Raw genomic sequence first — 16,268 nt, forward strand, 5'->3', positions numbered from 1 at the left:
ATCTCGATAGGACCACGCACCAAATCCTCCGGAATTCCTGAATGTTATTGCACAACGGGTAGCCGCCGTCTTCGTATCATGTACGTAATGGAGTTCGACCCGGAGGACGCCGCGGCGCTCGTCGCGACTCGACCTCCTCGCGGTCAAAGATCTGCGTCCAGGTGATCTGTCCGAAGGTCGCGTGCCCCTCCGCCTCGATCCATGAGACGTTGAGGTCAGTGACCGAGGTCGCGGGAACGACTTTCGCAGCGATGAACTCGTCAGTATTCGGGTCGCGGACGGAGAACAGATAGAACGCTCCGAGTTCGACGAGCGCTTCGTGCTGGTTCTTTCTGAGGTAGTAGCGTCCACGATCCTGCGATTCGTTGATGACGACGGCGCAGGATTTGGACTCAACTTCGGAGCCCTGTTCGAGGACGAGCACGCCGACGAAGGGGAGGTCTGGTGACGGCCAGACTGCGCGGACGCAGACGATGTCGTACGGGAGTTCTTGCCCGTCGTCTCCGTTCTTCGGTGCGGCTTCGAAGCCGTCGACGCGTTGAATCTGGTCGGCTTCAGCGCGTTCACCCGCGCGCTTCGAGGGCGCGAGGCTCACGCGCAGACCTCCCTCTGTTCGGGTGGAGAAACGCGGTAAAACGGGCCGCCTTGTTTATAAACCCAATGGGACCGCCCGGATTTGAACCGGGGTCACGGGCACCCAAGGCCCGAAGTATACCAGGCTAACCCACGGTCCCGCACATACGACTCTCCCCGTCGCGGAGTAAAGGGTTTCGTTCCGCCCCGTCAGGTCAGGGGGAAGAAGTACGCGACGCCGACGGTCGTCACCACGCCGAGAAGCAACTGGAGCGGGCCGCCGACGCGGATGTAGTCCGTGAACTTGTAGCCGCCGGGACCGTAGACGAACAGGTTCGTCTGGTAGCCGACGGGAGTCATAAAGGCCGTCGAGGCCGCGAACATGACCGCGAGGACGAACGAGAACGGGTCGGCGCCGAGCGTCGTCGCGGCCTCGATGGCGACCGGAATCATGAGCACGACGCTCGCGTTGTTCGAGATGACGTTCGTCAGGAGCGCCGTCACGAAGTAGAACACGCCGAGGACGGCGATGAGGGGGAGGTAGTCGCCGGTCGTCACGACCAGTTCCGCGAGGAGGCCGGCGGCCCCGGAGTTCTCCATTGCGATGCCGAGCGGGATGACGCCAGCGAGCAGGAAGATAACGTCCCACTGGACGGCGTCGTACAGTTCGGTCGGGCGGAGACATTTCGTGGCGACCATGGCGAGCGCGCCGAGGAGCGCGGCGACGACGATGGGCAGGAAGCCGAGCGCGGCGAGCGCGACGACGCCAGCGACGATGCCGACGGCCACCGGAATCTTCGACTCGCGGTAGTCGTGGCGCTCGATTTCCTGGGCGACGATGAAGTTGCGGTTGTTGTCGAGGCGCTCGATGCTCTCGACGGTCGCCTGCACGAGCAGCGTGTCGCCGACGCGGAGCGGGAGGTTGTCCATCCGCCGGCGGATGAGTTCGCCGCCGCGGCGGAGCGCGAGCACGGTCGCGTCGTACCGCTGTCTGAAACTCGCCGAGGCGAGCGACTCGCCGACCAGCGCCGACCCCGGCGCGACGACGACTTCGACGAGGTTCTGGCCGCGGTCGGCGAGTTCGAGTTCGTCTTCGGTGACGGTCGCCGGCACGAGGTCGAGGCCCTCCACGTCGAGCAGTTCGACGAGCGTGTTGCGGTCGGTCCGGAGGGTGAACACGTCGCCCGGCTGGATTTCCTTCGGGCCGAGCGGTTCGAGGAAGACGCTCTCGCCGCGGATGAGTTGGAGGAGGTCGACGTCGAACTCCGTCTCGACGAGCGCCCGCTGGACCTGCTGGCCGACGAGCGGAGAGTCCTCGCGGACGACGACCTCGGTCAGGTACTCCGCCATCTCGAACTCCTCGGTGAGGTCGCGTCGGGGTTCGATTCGTTCCGGGGTGAGCCGCCGGCCGATTGTCATGAGGTAGACGACGCCGACGGCCATGACCACCGCGCCGAGCGCGGTGAACTCGAACATCGAGAAGGGTGCTTCGCCAGTGATGCGCGAGTAGACGTCGCTGGCGAGGATGTTGGTCGACGTACCGATGAGCGTCAGCATGCCGCCGAACATCGAGGCGTACGACAGCGGCAAGAGAAGCTTCGACGGCGAGGTCCGTCCGCGCTCCGCGAGGTCGGTCACCATCGGGAGCAGGATGGCGACCGCGGCGGTGTTGTTGATGAAGCCGGAGATGGGGCCGACGACGCCGACGGTCGCGCCGAGCTGTCGGAGTTCGCTGTCGCCGGTGAACGTCGATATCTTCGCGCCCAGCAGTTGGATGATGCCGGTCCGCTGGACGCCCTCGCTGAGGATGAACATCGCCAGGACGGTCAGCGTCGCCGTGTTGGCGAACCCCGAGAGGGCGTCGCCGGGGTACGACTCGAACAGGATGATTGGCGCTCCGAGCATCCCCGCCGAGGCGAGCGCCTCGGAGGCGGGCTGAATCAGCATCAGCGACACCATCACGCCGATGGCCGTCACGTCGACCGGAACGGGCTCGGTCGCAAAGAACGCCAGCGCGACGAGGATGACGGCGAAGACGACGAGGATGTCCGGCGTTATCGCTACCACGCGGTCACCGACGCGTCGGCGGCCAAAAAGCGTGCGGGATTCGGACTGTCTCTCGGCCGAGCACGTCGTCGCTACCGGCCTTCCTCGTCGAGTTCGAGGTCGGCGACGATTTCGTACGGCGACGACCCCTTTCGGATGCCGTCGAGGATGGCGAACGCCTCTTTCGGCGAGAGGAACTGCCGGGTCACGGCGAGGCCGAGCGGCGTCGGGTCGAGGCCGTCGATGAAGCCCCACTCCAAGAGCTTCCCGACCGCGTGGGTCGTCGGCAACTCCCCGAGCATGCGGTTGTTGAGCGCCTTGGCCTTCGTGCCGGCGACGACGATGTTCGCCAGCGTCTCCTCGACCGCCGACGACTGGTCGTACACCGTCCTGACCTCCTCCATCTCGCCTTTGAGGAGCTTGAACGCCACCTCGTCCTCGGTCATCTCCATCGTGTTGTGATAGCTCGCGTCGGGTTCGACGAGCAGGTAGACGACGCCCTTGTCGTGGTAGTCGGGTCGGCCGGCGCGGCCGAGCATCTGGCTGAACTCCTGGACGGAGAGCCACTCGATGCCCATCGCCAGCGTGTCGAAGATGACCTGCGACGCCGGGAAGTCGACGCCGGCGGCGAGCGCGGCGGTCGTCACGACGGCCGCGAGGTCCTGATTGGCGAACTGCCGCTCCACGCGCTTTCGCTGGCCGTAGTCGAGGCCGGCGTGGTACGCCGCGGCGTTGTTGTCTATCTTCCGGGCGATTTCGTGACACCGCCGCCGCGAGTTGGTGAAGATGATAGTCTGGCCGCGGTAGCCCTTCGAGGACTTCGAGTCGAACGCCTGTCGCACCAGGCGGTTCTCGATGCGCGGCTTCTCTTGGCCGTCGGCGAAGGTGACGTGGCGCTCGATGGGGACGGGGCGGTCCTCGTACTCGACGAGGTTCGCCCGGAGGTTCTGTGCGAGCCACTTCGGGTTGCCGACGGTCGCAGAGAGGTAAATCCACTGCGCGCCGCCGTAACCCTCGCGGCGGTCCGCGCGGGACTCGCAGTAGTGTTTCAGGCGGGCTATCATCCCGTCGAGGCGGTGGCCGCGTTCCTCTTCTTTCAGGGTGTGGACCTCGTCGATGACGACCGTGCCGATGTCGCCGAGGTCTTTGCCCGTCCGGAGCGCGTGGTCGATACCCTCGTAGGTGCCGACGATGACGTCGGCGTTCGGGTCGAAGCGGTTGCCGTCGTCGTTGATTCGGCTCGCGCCGACGCGGATGGTCACCTTGCCGAGGTGGCCGTAGCGCTCCTTGAAGTCCTCGTGTTTCTGGTTGGCGAGCGCGACGAGCGGGACGAGAAACAGCATCTTCCCGTCGTCGTTCAGCATCCGGTTGATACCGGCGAGTTCGCCGACGAGCGTCTTCCCGGTCGCCGTCGCGCTCACCACGAGTTGGTCGTCGCCGTCGAGCAGGCCGTTGTCGATGGCGAGGCTCTGGACGGGGAGCAGGGTGTCGAAGCGCTCCGTCAGCATCGACTTCAGGTTCGGGTGGAGGTCGAGCGTGCTCGTCTCGACCAACTCCACGTCCTCCGTCGTCGCGCTGATGGTGTCGAACTTCGTCAGGTCGGGGTCCAACTCGCCTTGCAGTAGGTTCGTGATACGGGTCAGGTCGCCCGTCTCGTACAGCAGTTCCTCCAGGCGCTCTTGGGCCGCCTGCGTGAGGCCGCCCGCGAATGAGAGTTCGCCCTCCAGTTCTTGGACGGCGCAGTCGCGGCAGATGTGCTCGTGTTCGGCCTTGATGGCCGTGTCGTCGGTGATGGGCGAGTAGCGCCCGTTGACGGCACAGCGGCGGCAGGTCCGCACCGTCAGCGCCTCAAGCTGGTAGCCGTCGAGCATCTCCTTTAGCTCGTCGCGGCCGTCCTTCGGCGTCTGCTGCGAGATGCGGATGCGGGCGGCCGACCGGGCGAGTTCGACGAACTGGCTCGGGTCGCGCGGCGAATCCTCTCCCTTCCGCGTCACCAGAAAGCGCAGGGGGCGGGGCCCCGCGTTCGTCTCTTTGAGTTCGAGCTTGCCGCGGAGCACCCGCTTTCCGTCCCGGCGGGCGACGACGAGGTAGTCGTCTCCCGTCTGGTGGAGAAACAGCGTGTCGACGCGGGTGACCTGTTTAGACACGGTGCCTGCTACGGCGACGTGGTATTTCAGCGATTCGCCTGCGACCGCTCAGATTCGATAGCGACCCGCACGCGCCTTCGTACCGTGTCTTCGCGCCCCGACCCCCGAGGGCCACTGACGGCCACTGACGGCCAACCGCGCTCAGGCGTCGGCGTCGTCGGCGAGTTCGATGGCGTCGTCGCCGTTGGGGACCGCACAGAGGAACGCCCCTTCCTCGTCGGACTCGTTTCGGTACCAGTGGACGACGCCGGCGGGAATCAGAAGCGAGTCGCCGGCTTCGACCTCGTACTCCTCGTCCCCGATGCCGACGACGTACCGGCCCGAGAGGACGTACTGCTCGTGTTCGACCTCGTTGGTGTGTTTTGGCACCGATGCACCCGAATCGAGGACGAACCGCCGGATGGCGAAGTTCGGCGCGCCGTCGGCCTCGGAGACGAGGACGCCCTTCGACATCCCGTCGGCCGCGCCGACCGCCTCGTACTCGATGTCCGCGCTCCGCTTGACCACCGGCTCCGGTCGGGAATCGCTCATATCTCCTCGTCGATTGCCCGCCCGCGTAAGCATTTCCCCGTCTCTCCGCCCTGACTGCTTAAGGCCCCTCCGCGGCTACTACGGGTATGCGAGGAATCCGCATCGGTAGCGTCTTCGGCATCCCGATAAAGTTGGATCTCACGTTCCTCATCGTTCTCCCGCTTTTCGCGTGGCTCATCGGCTCGGACGTGACGAATCTCGCGCTCATCGTCAACGACCTCTTCGGCTCGACCATCGACGGCGCGGCCATCTCCGCGGGGTCGATGCAGTGGGTACTCGGGAGCGCGGCCGCCATCGGGCTGTTCGCCGGCGTCCTGCTCCACGAGTTCGGCCACTCGCTCGTCGCCATGCGCTACGGCTACGAAATCGAGTCCATCACGCTCTGGCTCTTCGGCGGCGTCGCCCGGTTCAAGGAGATACCCGAGGACTGGAAACAGGAGTTCACCATCGCCGTCGCCGGCCCGGTCGTCTCGGTCGCCATCGGCGTCGTCTCCTACGCCGGCTTCCTGTTGCTCCCCGAGTCGCAGGCCCCCGCGCAGTTCGTCCTCGGCTACCTCGCGCTGGTGAACGTTTCTCTCGCCGTGTTCAACATGCTCCCCGGCTTCCCGATGGACGGCGGGCGCGTCCTCCGGGCGCTCCTCGCACGGAACCGCCCGCACGCGAAAGCGACGCAGATGGCCGCCGAGGTCGGCAAGGTGTTCGCGTTCCTGCTCGGCCTGTTCGGCCTGTTTTTCAACCTGTTTCTCGTCGCGCTCGCCTTCTTCATCTACATGGGCGCGTCCGGCGAGGCCCAACAGACCGTCCTCAAGGCGACGTTCCAAGACGTGGTCGTCCGCGACATCATGACCGGCCGCGATAACCTCGACGTGGTCGACGAGAAGACCTCCGTCGCGGAACTCCTCGAACGCATGTTCGTCGAGCGCCACACGGGCTACCCGGTGCTCAGAAACGGCGACCTCGTCGGCATGGTCACCCTCGACGACGCCCGCGGCGTCAAGGAGGTCGAACGCGACGCGTTCCGCGTCGACGACATCATGAGCGACGAACTGGCGACCATCACCCCCGACGCCGACGCGATGGACGCCATCGCCCTCATGCAGGAACGCGGCGTGGGCCGCCTCCCGGTCGTCGACGAGGCGGGGGAACTCGTCGGCCTCGTCTCCCGGTCGGACCTCGTCACCGCCTTCAACATCATCCGCAGTCGCGGGTCGCTCGACGCCATGCCCCGCTCCGACGCCGGCCTCGCACAGCTTCGCTGACCCGCATCGCTGGCTCGATTACTCGCCGCCGTGGCTGCCCAACCGCCCGTCGTCGCGGCCGATTTGACTTCGTTCTTCGCCGCCCGTCTCCGCCTCGTGTGCCGCCTCGACCGCGGCTTCGCTCTCGTAGAAGTCGACCGTCGCGTTCGCCCGGAACCACGCCATCGCCTCGTCGAGCGCCGCCGGGTCGCCGCCGGTGAGCTTGATTCGCGTCGGCCCGCCGCTGTTGGGATAGCTCCCGACGCCCACGCCGAAGCGCTCGGTGACGACGCCGAGTTCGCGGGCGACCGCCCCCTCCGGCGCGTCGGCGTAGACCACCCGTGACCGAACGTCGCCGGCGAACCGCTCGGCGATGGACTCGAACATCGGCTTCATCTCCGTGGGGATGCCCGGTAAGACGTAGACGTTCCCCGCCCGACAGCCGGGCGCGAGCCCCTCCTCGTTCGGGAGCACCTCGGCGTCGGCGGGCATCGAGGCGTACCACTCCGGTTCGAGGTCGAAGTCGATGTCGGACCGGTGTTCGAGAATCGCGGCGATGGTCGATTCGACCTGCGCCGCGGCCTCCTCGTTGACGACGAACGCCCGGTCGAGACCGGCGGCGACGGCCTCCATCGTGATGTCGTCCGGCGTCCCGCCGAGGCCGCCCGTGACGAGGACCGCGTCGAAGGCGGCCGCCCAGTCAGCGACCGTCCCGGCGATGACCCCGTGGTCGTCGGGGACCGTCTGAATCCGCGCCACCGTCGCCCCACCCTCGGTGAGCCGCCGAGCTAACCACGTCGCGTTCGTGTTCTCGATGTCTCCCGCCAGAAGTTCGTTGCCGACGGTGAGGATGGCGATTTGCATGGCCGAGTGCTAGTACTTCCAGACGAAAGACCTGCCCGTTTCCGGCGTTCCCTTCGCGTTATCGACGACGGCCATAGCACCGCCGCTTCGGGACTGGTCGCGCCCGACGGTTCGAGCGCCGAAAAGCGAGGTGGACCGACGACGACCTCGTGGACCGACCGATTAGCCCGTCGGAACTGTTGGGCCGACGGGGTCTTCGTTGTCCTCCGGGTCGCCGCGGTTGAGTATCGCGTCGCGGATGCGGTCGAACACCGAGTCGTCCGCGCGGAGTTGGGTGCTCATCCCATGATGAATGTTAGTGTGTGGCGCACTTGGGTCTGGTGGGCGGTTCGAGATGCTCGCACACGCGACGCGGCGCTCGCCGGTCGAAATTTAGAGAAGAGGTCCAGGTGCGAGAATTGAACCTCGTTCGCAACAAGTTGCTCACTGGTTCAATCTCGCAGCCATACCCCACCGTAAATTTCGAGACGGGCCCGCATACGCGACGCGGTGCTCGCCGGCCAAAATGTAGAGAGAAGGTCCAGGTGCGAGAATTGAACCCGCGTCTCAGCCTCCACAAGGCTGAAGGATAGTCCACTACCCCAACCCGGACACGTTGCAATCCATCCTAATTCGCTACGACTAAAATACGTTACGCTACGGCCCCGGAATGACAGTACGTAACAGAGGCCATCCCCATCGGCCCCTCCGCGACGGCGAGCGGGACGCTTTTGCCGCGGTGGCCCGAAGTCGCGGGTAGCAGTGGCTATCACCGACAAGATCTATCTCAAAAACCACCGCCAAATCGTCTCGCAACTGGATACGAACATCCCTAAGCGCGTCTTCAGCGGTGCGACCCTCGAAATCCTCTACTCCGGCGAGGGACTCGCCAAGGTGGACGACGCCACCCGCGACCGCCTGCTCGACTTCGCGCAGGACTTCCTCGACTGCGAGAACTCCGACGACATCTACACCGGCTACCCCGAGCGCCAGTTCATCGAGTACCTGCTCGAACTCCGCGCGCAGGGCCTCGGCCCCGACGCCATCGTGGACGTGATGACAGACGACTACATGGTGTACGCCTACCCCGGTGACGTGCTTTCGTTCCTCGACGACTCGGTCCGGACGCTCGAATCGGTCGAGGCGCTCGCGGACGTGGAAGGAGACAGAGAGATGCAGGACGAGGCGCGGCGGGCGAAGCAGGACCTCGTCGGTCCTCGCTGAAATCGGTGGGCACGGACGCCGCGGCGGAGACGACGGCGCTTAGCCGAGGCGGAACGACGGCTCGTCGCCCGTATCGAGGTCTTCCAGTTGGATGACCTCCTCCACGTCGTCGTGGTCGTTTTCGACCTGCTCGCGCAGGTAGTTCACGTAGCCCTTGTGCTCTTCGAGCTGCTCGCGGAGGTGTTCGGCCTCCAGTTCGAGGCGCTCGTGCTCGCGGATGAAGCTCTTGGGAACCTCCACGGTCGGTGGGAACGACTCGTCTTCGCCCTCGCGCAGCTTTTCGAGTTCGTGTTTGGGGACGACCTGCACCTGACCGTCGTGGGCAACTAACGTGTCCACGTAGTCGCGGAAGACGGCGGACAGGGAGATGTCCCGCTCCTCGGCTATCTCCCGAAGGGTCTCGAACGCGTCCTCGTTGACGCGAAACGAGATGGTCTTGTTCTTGTTGCCCATGATATTGGTCGGTCCGTGGTGAGGCCACTTAATGGTTCGTCAGACGAGGGGTCCCGGGCGTCGTAATTCGTCGCAAAAAGGGGCGTGTGACGGTGGAACTCGGCCGTCGGTCGTCGGTCGTCGTTCAGGTTGCCGACGCGCACGAAACGGAGCGAGACGCCCGCTTACGCGCTCAGTTCGTCGGCCTGTTCGAGGCTTTCGAGCGCGGCGATGGCGGCGCGTTTGTACTCCTCGGGGTCGAGGTCGTAGTGCTCGCGGGCCATCCGTGCGTACTCGTCGCCCTCGTCGTCGAACGCCGCGATGCGGTCGAGCGTCTTGTCCGCGGTCTCTGTTACCCAGCGGTCGCGCGTGGCCGCGTCGACCTCGGTGATGGACTCGGGGCGGACGGAGACGTTGATGCTGCCGTCGTCGGTCTCGTAGGTCCGCGGCTTGCCGACGACCGCGACGTAGGCGGGCGCGTCGAGGTCGCGCAGCGCGCTGGCGGCCTCGGGCTGGTACTGGCCGGCGTAGACGAAGAACGTCCCCGTCGGGTCGACGATGCGACCGCGCCAGTACTCGTTGTCCTCGCCGACGTCTTCCTTCTCGGTCAGCGTGCCGACGAGGAAGACGCGGTTCGCGCTCTCGCCCGTCGGAAGCAGCAGGTAGACGGGCGCGCGCTCGTCGTCGGACTCCTTGAACGTGTAACCGGCGTCGTTGAACTCCTGTGCGAAGACGCGCCGGGCGACCTCTCGGGTGGGGATCTCGTTGGAACTCATTTACATCGACCTCGCTTTGATGAGCAGTTCTTCTGCGTCCGCTGGCTCGCGCAGCCGCTCGACTTCGTTGGCGAGCACGTACCGACCCAGCGTCGGGCCGGTGACGCGGTAGTAGAACCCCACGAGGTCACCGCGCATCTCCTCTTCGACGATGGTGGTGTCGAGGGCGTCCATGGCCATCTGCTTCGCCTCGTCCAGTTCGATTCCGGTCAGCTCCTCCGTCATCTCCCGGTTGAAGATGACTTCGTGGACCTCGTCGCCGTCGTCGACGACGGCCTTGATGCGGAGGTCGAACTCGCCTTCGACGCTGCCGTGTTCGGAACAGCGCCCGTTCTGGAGGACGCGCGTGCAGCCCTCCTCGGGACAGCGCTTGATGAGGCCGCTCCCGGACTGGATGTCCACGAGCGCGCCCTCGACGCTGGTCGAGTCGTCGCCGACTTCGATCTCCTCGTCGAGTTCGGTGATGCTCGTCGTCCGGTTGAGCTTCACGGAGAAGTTGCCCTGGTACTCGTCTGTGACGACGTTGCCGAGCGCGTACGACTTCCCCTCTTCGAGTTCGGGGAGTTCGGACGTGGTGAAGGCGATGAACTTCATCCGCCCGGAGTCGTCGCCGAGCAGGCCGACCTGCGCGACGGATTCGCTCCGGGGTTCCCAGAGTTCGACGACCTTCGCGCGGACGTCGACCCACTGCTCGTCTTCGTCGATGTCGTTGAGCAGGGTCTGTTCGTTCCCGCCGGCGCCGCCGGCGAGCTCGTCGCGCTCGATGCCGGCCTCGTCGAGGTAACTGTTGACGACGCTCCGCCGCGCTTCGTCGACGGGGACGCGGTACTCGCTGACGAGGCTCTCTAAACGTTCTTCGACTTCGTCCGCGGACACGTCTAGGTGGTCCGAGAACTGGTCGGCTATCTCAGCCGCGTGGGTTCGCAAATCAGTCATGGTCTACCTCGCCTCCACCTTGGTTTCCATTGGGAGGCATATCGAGGTTGGATGCGTATTCATATAAAAATGTCTGAGCCGGAGTGAAAGTGAACGTCACGCCGGAGAGCGCGCCAGAACCGTCGCACCGAGCGAGGAATTGATAGCCACGGGGACGCATTCGACACCATGGACGACCGCCTCGAAAGCATCATCCGCAGCGCCGCCCGCTCGGCCGGCAAGCGCTACGAGGAGGCCAAGCGCGCCTACCGAGACGGTCGTGACTCGCCCCCGGCGAAGTCGCTCCCGCGGGACGCCGAGGGCCGCGCGAAACTCGTCTGTCGCCGCCACGCCGAGCGCCGCGCCGTCGCCGTCGACGGGAAGGGCCGGCCCGCCTGCTTCGACCCCGACCACCCCGACTGTCAGGGCTGCGTCGAGGACATCCGCGAGGGGATGGTCGAGACGTGGTAGGCGACGCGGGGGAGCGAGGCGAGCGCGACGTGGTACGGTTTTGAGGCTGTGGCACCACCGGCCCGTATGGACCGCCCACTCGTCGCGCTCGTCCTCGCCGGCGGCACCGGCACCCGCCTGTACCCCGCGAGCCGGAGCGACCGGCCCAAGCAGTTCCTCCCGCTCGGCGGCGACCGCTCGCTGCTCGCGGAGACCGTCGCCCGCGCCGACTTCGCCGACCACGTCGTCGTCTCGACGCGGCCGGCGTTCGCGGGCGACATCGCCGACCACGCGCCCGACGCCGAGGTCGTGGTCGAGCCCGCGGCCAAGGACACCGGCCCGGCGCTCGTCTACGCGACCCACCGCATCGCCGCATCGTACGACGACCCAGTCGTGGTCGTCCTCCCGAGCGACCACCACGTCGGCGACGGCTTCGCGGAGGCGATGACCCGCGGGGCGCGCGTCGCCGCCGACACCGACTCCCTCGTCGCCTTCGGCGTCGAACCCACCCGCCCGGAGACCGGCTACGGCTACATAGAACCCGGCGCGAACCGCGGCGACGCCCGCGACCTCGCCGCGTTCCACGAGAAACCGGACGCCGAGACGGCCGCCCGCTACGTCGACCAGGGCTACCTCTGGAACGCCGGGATGTTCGCGTGGACGCCCGAAGCGCTGTTTTCCGCCGCGCGCGACTCGCCGCTTTCCTCCCTCCTCGACGCCCTCGACGACGGCGACGCGGACGCCGGATTCGCGGCGGCCGAGGCCGTCAGCATCGACTACGCGGTGATGGAGCGCGCCGCCGACGCGGCGGTCGTCCCGGTCGACTTCGAGTGGGACGACCTCGGCTCGTGGGACGCCCTCGAACGAATCGTCGCCGCCGACGGGGACGGCAACGTCGCGCTCGGGGACGACCCGGTGTTCGTGGACGCCGCGGACAACGTCGTCGCCACCGACGGCGCGAACGTCTCGCTCGTCGGCGTCTCCGACCTCGCGGTCGTCGCGTGGGACGACCGGGTGCTCGTCGTGCCGAAAGAACAAGCGCAGAGAGTCCGCGACGCGGTCTCGGTCCTCCGCGACCGCGACGCGTTCTGAGACGGGTCGAGCGCCGCGTCAGGCGCTCCGCAGCCGGCCGCCGTCGACCGGGACGCAGGCCCCGGTGACGAAGCTCGCGCGGTCGCTGGCGAGGAACGCGACCACGTCACCGAGTTCCCGCGGGTCGCCGACGCGGCCCAGCGGAATCCCGTCGGACCACGAGTCGAGGCCCTCCTCGTAGCTGTCGTGGTCGCCGCGCTCGACGGCCGCCTCGACCAGTTCCTCGATGCGGCTCGTCTCGTGTGCGCCCGGTAGCACCGCGTTCACCCGCACGCCCGGCGCGAGTTCGCGCGACAGCGACTTCACGAGGCCGATGACGCCGCGGCGGACCGCGTTCGAGAGGATAAGGTCGTCGATGACCTCTCTGACCGACGTGGACGTGATGCAGGTAATCGTGCCCGCGTCGCTCGCTTCGAGGTGCGGCCGCGCCGCCCGGACGGTCCAGACCGCGCTCATGACGAGCATGTCGAACGCGCCGTACCACTCCTGTTCGGTCAGGTCGGAGAAGCCGCCCGGCGGCACGCCGCCGGCCGAGGTAACGACGTGGTCGACGCCGCCGAACTCCTCGACGGCTGCTTCGACCAGCGCCTCGACGTCCCGTTTGCTCGTGATGTCGGTCTTGACGCCGAGGACGTCGCCGTCGAGGTCGCCAAGCTCCGATTCGGTCGCCGCGAGGCGCTCGGGGTCGCGCCCGCAGACGACGACGTTCGCTCCTTCGTCGGCCAGCGCCGCGGCGCTCGCGCGCCCGAGACCGGCCGAACTCGCCGTGACGACGACCGTGTCGCCGTCGAGTCCGAGTTCCATGTCCGGGGCGACGACCGCCGCGAGCAAAAGCGTGGGCCTCGCGGCACGACGTGTGGCGAATCGGGGCCGTCAGAACGGCGGGTCGGTGCGGTCGGCTGCGCGCTGTACGCTGTACGGGCTCAGACGCCGTCGGCGTGTCTGCGGACGCGGACGCGGCCGTCGCTCGTGACGCCGACGAACAGCTGTTCTTTGATTTCTCTCCCCTCCACCGCGTCGCCGGCCGCGTCGGAGACGATTTTCATCAGATCCGGCGCGGTCTGGTTCACCTTCACGCCCGCCTCGTCGCAGGCGTCGTACACCTGCTTGGGAACGTCGTAGAGGTCGCTTCCGGTCGGGACCTCGACGCGAACCGGCGCGGTGAGCGCGTCCACGAACGTCACCGTCTCGCGGGCCTTCTCGACGTTGGCGCGGGCGCTGGCTTCGATGCTGGAGACGTTCGCGCGCGAGGTGCCGAGGAAGTCGGCGATAGTCGACTGGCGGACCCCACGCTCGCGCAGCGCGAGCACTTCCGCTTGCCTTCGCGTGAGGACGCTCGCGTCCGGGTCGAACCCCGCCCTGTCGAGCAGTTGGTCTACGTCGGGGACCGTCTCGTCGTCGCGTCCGGCATCGCTCATACCTCGGGGTAGGTCTCGGGGGTGAAAAAAGATACAGCAGGCTGACTGTCCACGGGACGCCGCCGCCGACTCGGCGTTACTCGCCCCAGAAGTTGTCTCGGCTGCCGAGCGCCTCGGGGCGCTTCGGACCGTCGCGACCGCTTCCCTTCGATTTGGCGTCCGCGCCGGTTGACTCGCCCGTCCCGCTCGTCTCGCCCGCCTCGTCCCCCTCGGCTTCGGGGTCGAGCGGCAGGCGCTCGACGATTTTCTTCGCGCGGGCGTGGCTCCCCTTCACCCGGTCGATGCGGACGATGGCGCGCGCGTCCGGCAGGAGCCCGTCCACGAAGACGATGAAGCCGTCTTCGGTCCGCCCGACGCCGGCACCGCTCTCGTGGATGTCCTCGACGGTGACGATGACCTCCTCTCCCGGCTTGACGGGCTGCTGTTTGAGCTCGGAGATGGGGCGCTCGTAGTGGTCGCACCACTCCGCGCCGCCGCGGTCGCCGTAGTACTGGCACCCCATGCCCGCGATTCGTTCTGAGAAGCTCGGGCAGTCGTCCGCGAGTGGACAGTCGGACATGCGGGGAGGTACACTAGGGGCACTCTAAACGCTTGCGGGTAGCCCGTCGCCCGCCGAAACGCTTTCCCTCGCGCGCTCGAACCCCGCGGTATGGCAGAACGCGTCCCCGAGTTCGCACTCCTTATCGGCGTCTTCCTCGGCCTCTCTGCGACCGTCTCCGCGGCGGTTCTCTCGGGCGCGCTGTTTCGCCCGCTCCTGTTCGGTGCCGCCGTCTGTTACCCCTTCGCCGCCTTCGGCGTCCTCCGGTCTGACGACCCCTCCGAGGCGCTCCCGCCGCGGGTCGTCCTCGGCCTCGGCGTAGCCATCGGCCTCCTGACCGCGGCGACCGCCGTCCTCGAACGCGCGACGGTCGAACCGCTCGACGGCGTGTTCGCCGCCGTCGTGGTGTCGCTTCCGCCCGTCGCCTACGCGGTCCGGTTCGGCGCGGACGTGAATCCGCTGTCGCCGGTCCAGTCGCTCGCCTGCTGTGCGGTCGTCGGCGCGGCGTTTCTCGCGCTCGCCCCGCGCCTCGGGACGACGAGCGCGCTCCTCGGGTTCGTCCTCGGACTCTCGGGCGCGCTCTACGCCGACGCCCGCGGGTTCAGGCCGACACACCGCCAGCAGCGCGCCGGCATCGCCGCGGGCGTGTTCGTCGGCGTCGCGGTCGCGGCCGCCGGCGTCGCGACGGGTCTCCCTCTCGGGCCGACCACGGCCGCGGCTGTCGCCGCGGCACTCACGCCGAGTCTGTCCGTCGCGCTCGCGAGAAACCGGGGGCAGCCTCACCGCTTTCGGTCGTGACGGGCGCGTGAACCTCCGGACATATCTGGAAAAACGACGCAGACTTCAGGCCAGCGGCGTCCGCTCGACCACGGTTCCATCCCACCTTTTTCCGGAGTTCGCGTTCGCTCACTCCGCAAAAATCTGGACCAAAAACACCGGAACTCAGGCCAGCGGCGTCCGCTCGACGACCGTGCCGTCGTAGGTCGGGTACTGCTCGACGATTTCGCCGTCGTCAACGTCGCCGTCTTCGATCATCTCTTCGAGGAGCCACCACGCGACCTCGACGTGGTTCGACTTGATGCTGTAGAACTCGTCGGGGACGCCGAGTTCGATGAACCGCTCGGCGGGCGTGTAGGTCTTGCCGTAGACGAGCGTGCCGTCGTCCGTCACCTCGTCGAAGGGGCGGCGGAGGTTGCGGGCCATGCGCTTCAGGCGATTTCTGTGCTGGGCGGCGTCCTTGAACACGGAGGTGCAGAAGTAGACGCGCTCGTGGTCGCCCATCTCGTCGAGGATGGCCTCCTTCGAGCCGTCGACCGCCGACATGTGGCCGTCTTGCAGTTCGTAGCCCTTCTCCTGCATCCGCCGGTAGTTCCCGTCGGACATCTCGAACTCGTTGATGTTGCAGAACTCCGCGGCCCCCTCGTCGAGGAACTCGAGGAACTCCCGTTCGGCGCGGATGCCCGGAATCTCGAACGTCGGGGTGAGGCCCTCCTCGCGGGCGATGTAGAGGATATCTTCCCACTCGGTGCCGTGCATATCGCCCCAGAGCTCGAGCGGCGGATGGAAGCGAATCTCGTCGAGACCGGCCTCGGCGAGGCGGCGCATGTTCTCGCGGCCGCCCGTGATTCCCGTATAGAGGTGGATGTGGTGGTCCTCACCGAACTCGTCTTTGAGAAGCGAGATGTATCGGCAGGTCTTGTCGAGCGCCTCCTGCGGTTCGCCGCCGGTGATGGACGACCCGAGCGCGTCCATGCGTTTCGCCTCCTCGATGACGTCGGCGTCGGACTCGACTTTCCGCTCGTTGGCGTACACGTCGGTGACGTTCTTGCGATTCTCGCCGAGCGGGCAGTAGAAACAATCGCGCTGGTCGCAGTACCCGTAGACGAACAGGACCATCTTCCCGCCCATGGCGCACTGTTCGCATCCCTTCGAGATCATTCGATTACGGACACCTACTTGGCGCACCGTCAAAAGGCGTCCGACTTCGGTCGGTTGCTCCCCGGTTTCGCCGGTACGATTATTATTGTCTGTGACTGACACCATCT

General features: G+C 66.9%; 17 protein-coding genes and 2 tRNA genes. 5 read left to right on the forward strand and 14 right to left on the reverse strand.

The window, feature by feature from the left end:
* Nucleotides 1–76: 76 nt before the first annotated feature.
* The 5 genes from ACSR87_RS08995 to ACSR87_RS09015 all read right to left on the reverse strand — a co-directional run bounded on the left by ACSR87_RS08995 (nucleotide 77) and on the right by ACSR87_RS09015 (nucleotide 5,297).
* Entirely contained in the window at nucleotides 77–595 is a 519-nt protein-coding gene (locus ACSR87_RS08995) for a PD-(D/E)XK family putative nuclease (RefSeq protein ID WP_498530239.1), read from the reverse strand.
* A gap of 66 nt (nucleotides 596–661) precedes the next feature.
* Nucleotides 662–734: transfer RNA gene (locus ACSR87_RS09000), tRNA-Pro, on the reverse strand.
* A gap of 49 nt (nucleotides 735–783) precedes the next feature.
* Complete coding sequence (locus tag ACSR87_RS09005) at nucleotides 784–2,640, reverse strand: SLC13 family permease (RefSeq protein WP_498530240.1); 1,857 nt, start codon at nucleotides 2,638–2,640, stop codon at nucleotides 784–786.
* 71 nt (nucleotides 2,641–2,711) lie between these two features.
* The gene (locus ACSR87_RS09010; RefSeq protein ID WP_498530241.1) at nucleotides 2,712–4,766 is read right to left on the reverse strand and encodes a DEAD/DEAH box helicase; all 2,055 of its coding nucleotides are present in this window, start codon (nucleotides 4,764–4,766) and stop codon (nucleotides 2,712–2,714) included.
* Between the two features lie 141 nt (nucleotides 4,767–4,907).
* A complete protein-coding gene (locus ACSR87_RS09015) occupies nucleotides 4,908–5,297 on the reverse strand; it encodes a cupin domain-containing protein (RefSeq protein WP_089779715.1) in 390 nt (129 codons plus the stop codon).
* A gap of 86 nt (nucleotides 5,298–5,383) precedes the next feature.
* Here ACSR87_RS09015 and ACSR87_RS09020 point away from each other — a divergent pair, with 86 nt between their 5' ends.
* Nucleotides 5,384–6,556 carry a M50 family metallopeptidase gene (locus ACSR87_RS09020; RefSeq protein ID WP_008576955.1) on the forward strand — a complete coding sequence of 391 codons (1,173 nt, stop codon included), beginning with the start codon at nucleotides 5,384–5,386 and terminating at the stop codon, nucleotides 6,554–6,556.
* 18 nt (nucleotides 6,557–6,574) lie between these two features.
* Here ACSR87_RS09020 and ACSR87_RS09025 read toward each other — a convergent pair whose 3' ends face one another.
* Together ACSR87_RS09025 and ACSR87_RS09030 are read right to left on the reverse strand one after the other, a co-directional pair.
* Entirely contained in the window at nucleotides 6,575–7,399 is an 825-nt protein-coding gene (locus ACSR87_RS09025) for a competence/damage-inducible protein A (protein WP_498530242.1), read from the reverse strand.
* A 518-nt stretch (nucleotides 7,400–7,917) separates the two neighbouring features.
* A tRNA-His gene (locus ACSR87_RS09030) sits at nucleotides 7,918–7,990 on the reverse strand.
* 150 nt (nucleotides 7,991–8,140) lie between these two features.
* On the opposite strand from ACSR87_RS09030, the gene ACSR87_RS09035 reads away from it, so the two are divergent.
* Nucleotides 8,141–8,602 carry a DUF5814 domain-containing protein gene (locus ACSR87_RS09035; RefSeq protein ID WP_008576960.1) on the forward strand — a complete coding sequence of 154 codons (462 nt, stop codon included), beginning with the start codon at nucleotides 8,141–8,143 and terminating at the stop codon, nucleotides 8,600–8,602.
* A gap of 39 nt (nucleotides 8,603–8,641) precedes the next feature.
* On the opposite strand, the gene ACSR87_RS09040 is transcribed toward ACSR87_RS09035, so the two are convergent.
* The 3 genes from ACSR87_RS09040 to ACSR87_RS09050 all read right to left on the reverse strand — a co-directional run bounded on the left by ACSR87_RS09040 (nucleotide 8,642) and on the right by ACSR87_RS09050 (nucleotide 10,746).
* Nucleotides 8,642–9,055: a DUF8146 domain-containing protein gene (locus ACSR87_RS09040; RefSeq protein WP_004044633.1), complete on the reverse strand. Its 414-nt coding sequence runs from the start codon at nucleotides 9,053–9,055 to the stop codon at nucleotides 8,642–8,644.
* A 164-nt stretch (nucleotides 9,056–9,219) separates the two neighbouring features.
* Nucleotides 9,220–9,810 carry an RPA family protein gene (locus tag ACSR87_RS09045; protein ID WP_004969002.1) on the reverse strand — a complete coding sequence of 197 codons (591 nt, stop codon included), beginning with the start codon at nucleotides 9,808–9,810 and terminating at the stop codon, nucleotides 9,220–9,222.
* Nucleotides 9,811–10,746, reverse strand: coding sequence for a replication factor A (locus tag ACSR87_RS09050; protein WP_008576963.1), 936 nt, complete (start codon nucleotides 10,744–10,746; stop codon nucleotides 9,811–9,813).
* Between the two features lie 168 nt (nucleotides 10,747–10,914).
* On the opposite strand from ACSR87_RS09050, the gene ACSR87_RS09055 reads away from it, so the two are divergent.
* Both ACSR87_RS09055 and ACSR87_RS09060 read left to right on the forward strand, forming a co-directional pair.
* The gene (locus ACSR87_RS09055) at nucleotides 10,915–11,196 is read left to right on the forward strand and encodes a DUF7091 family protein (protein ID WP_008576965.1); all 282 of its coding nucleotides are present in this window, start codon (nucleotides 10,915–10,917) and stop codon (nucleotides 11,194–11,196) included.
* A gap of 66 nt (nucleotides 11,197–11,262) precedes the next feature.
* A complete protein-coding gene (locus ACSR87_RS09060; protein WP_498530243.1) occupies nucleotides 11,263–12,267 on the forward strand; it encodes a mannose-1-phosphate guanylyltransferase in 1,005 nt (334 codons plus the stop codon).
* 18 nt (nucleotides 12,268–12,285) lie between these two features.
* On the opposite strand, the gene ACSR87_RS09065 is transcribed toward ACSR87_RS09060, so the two are convergent.
* The 3 genes from ACSR87_RS09065 to ACSR87_RS09075 form a co-directional block, all read right to left on the reverse strand.
* Nucleotides 12,286–13,071: an SDR family oxidoreductase gene (locus tag ACSR87_RS09065; RefSeq protein ID WP_498530244.1), complete on the reverse strand. Its 786-nt coding sequence runs from the start codon at nucleotides 13,069–13,071 to the stop codon at nucleotides 12,286–12,288.
* Between the two features lie 119 nt (nucleotides 13,072–13,190).
* A complete protein-coding gene (locus tag ACSR87_RS09070) occupies nucleotides 13,191–13,685 on the reverse strand; it encodes a Tfx family DNA-binding protein (RefSeq protein WP_008576971.1) in 495 nt (164 codons plus the stop codon).
* Nucleotides 13,686–13,761: 76 nt separating this feature from the next.
* Nucleotides 13,762–14,244, reverse strand: coding sequence for a TRAM domain-containing protein (locus ACSR87_RS09075; RefSeq protein ID WP_498530245.1), 483 nt, complete (start codon nucleotides 14,242–14,244; stop codon nucleotides 13,762–13,764).
* 90 nt (nucleotides 14,245–14,334) lie between these two features.
* On the opposite strand from ACSR87_RS09075, the gene ACSR87_RS09080 reads away from it, so the two are divergent.
* Nucleotides 14,335–15,021 (forward strand): hypothetical protein, encoded by a 687-nt coding sequence (locus tag ACSR87_RS09080; protein ID WP_498530246.1) that lies wholly within the window; start codon nucleotides 14,335–14,337, stop codon nucleotides 15,019–15,021.
* Between the two features lie 144 nt (nucleotides 15,022–15,165).
* On the opposite strand, the gene ACSR87_RS09085 is transcribed toward ACSR87_RS09080, so the two are convergent.
* Entirely contained in the window at nucleotides 15,166–16,161 is a 996-nt protein-coding gene (locus tag ACSR87_RS09085) for a radical SAM protein (protein WP_498530247.1), read from the reverse strand.
* Nucleotides 16,162–16,268: the final 107 nt, after the last annotated feature.

The organism is Haloferax sp. SDI50 (assembly GCF_059802635.1).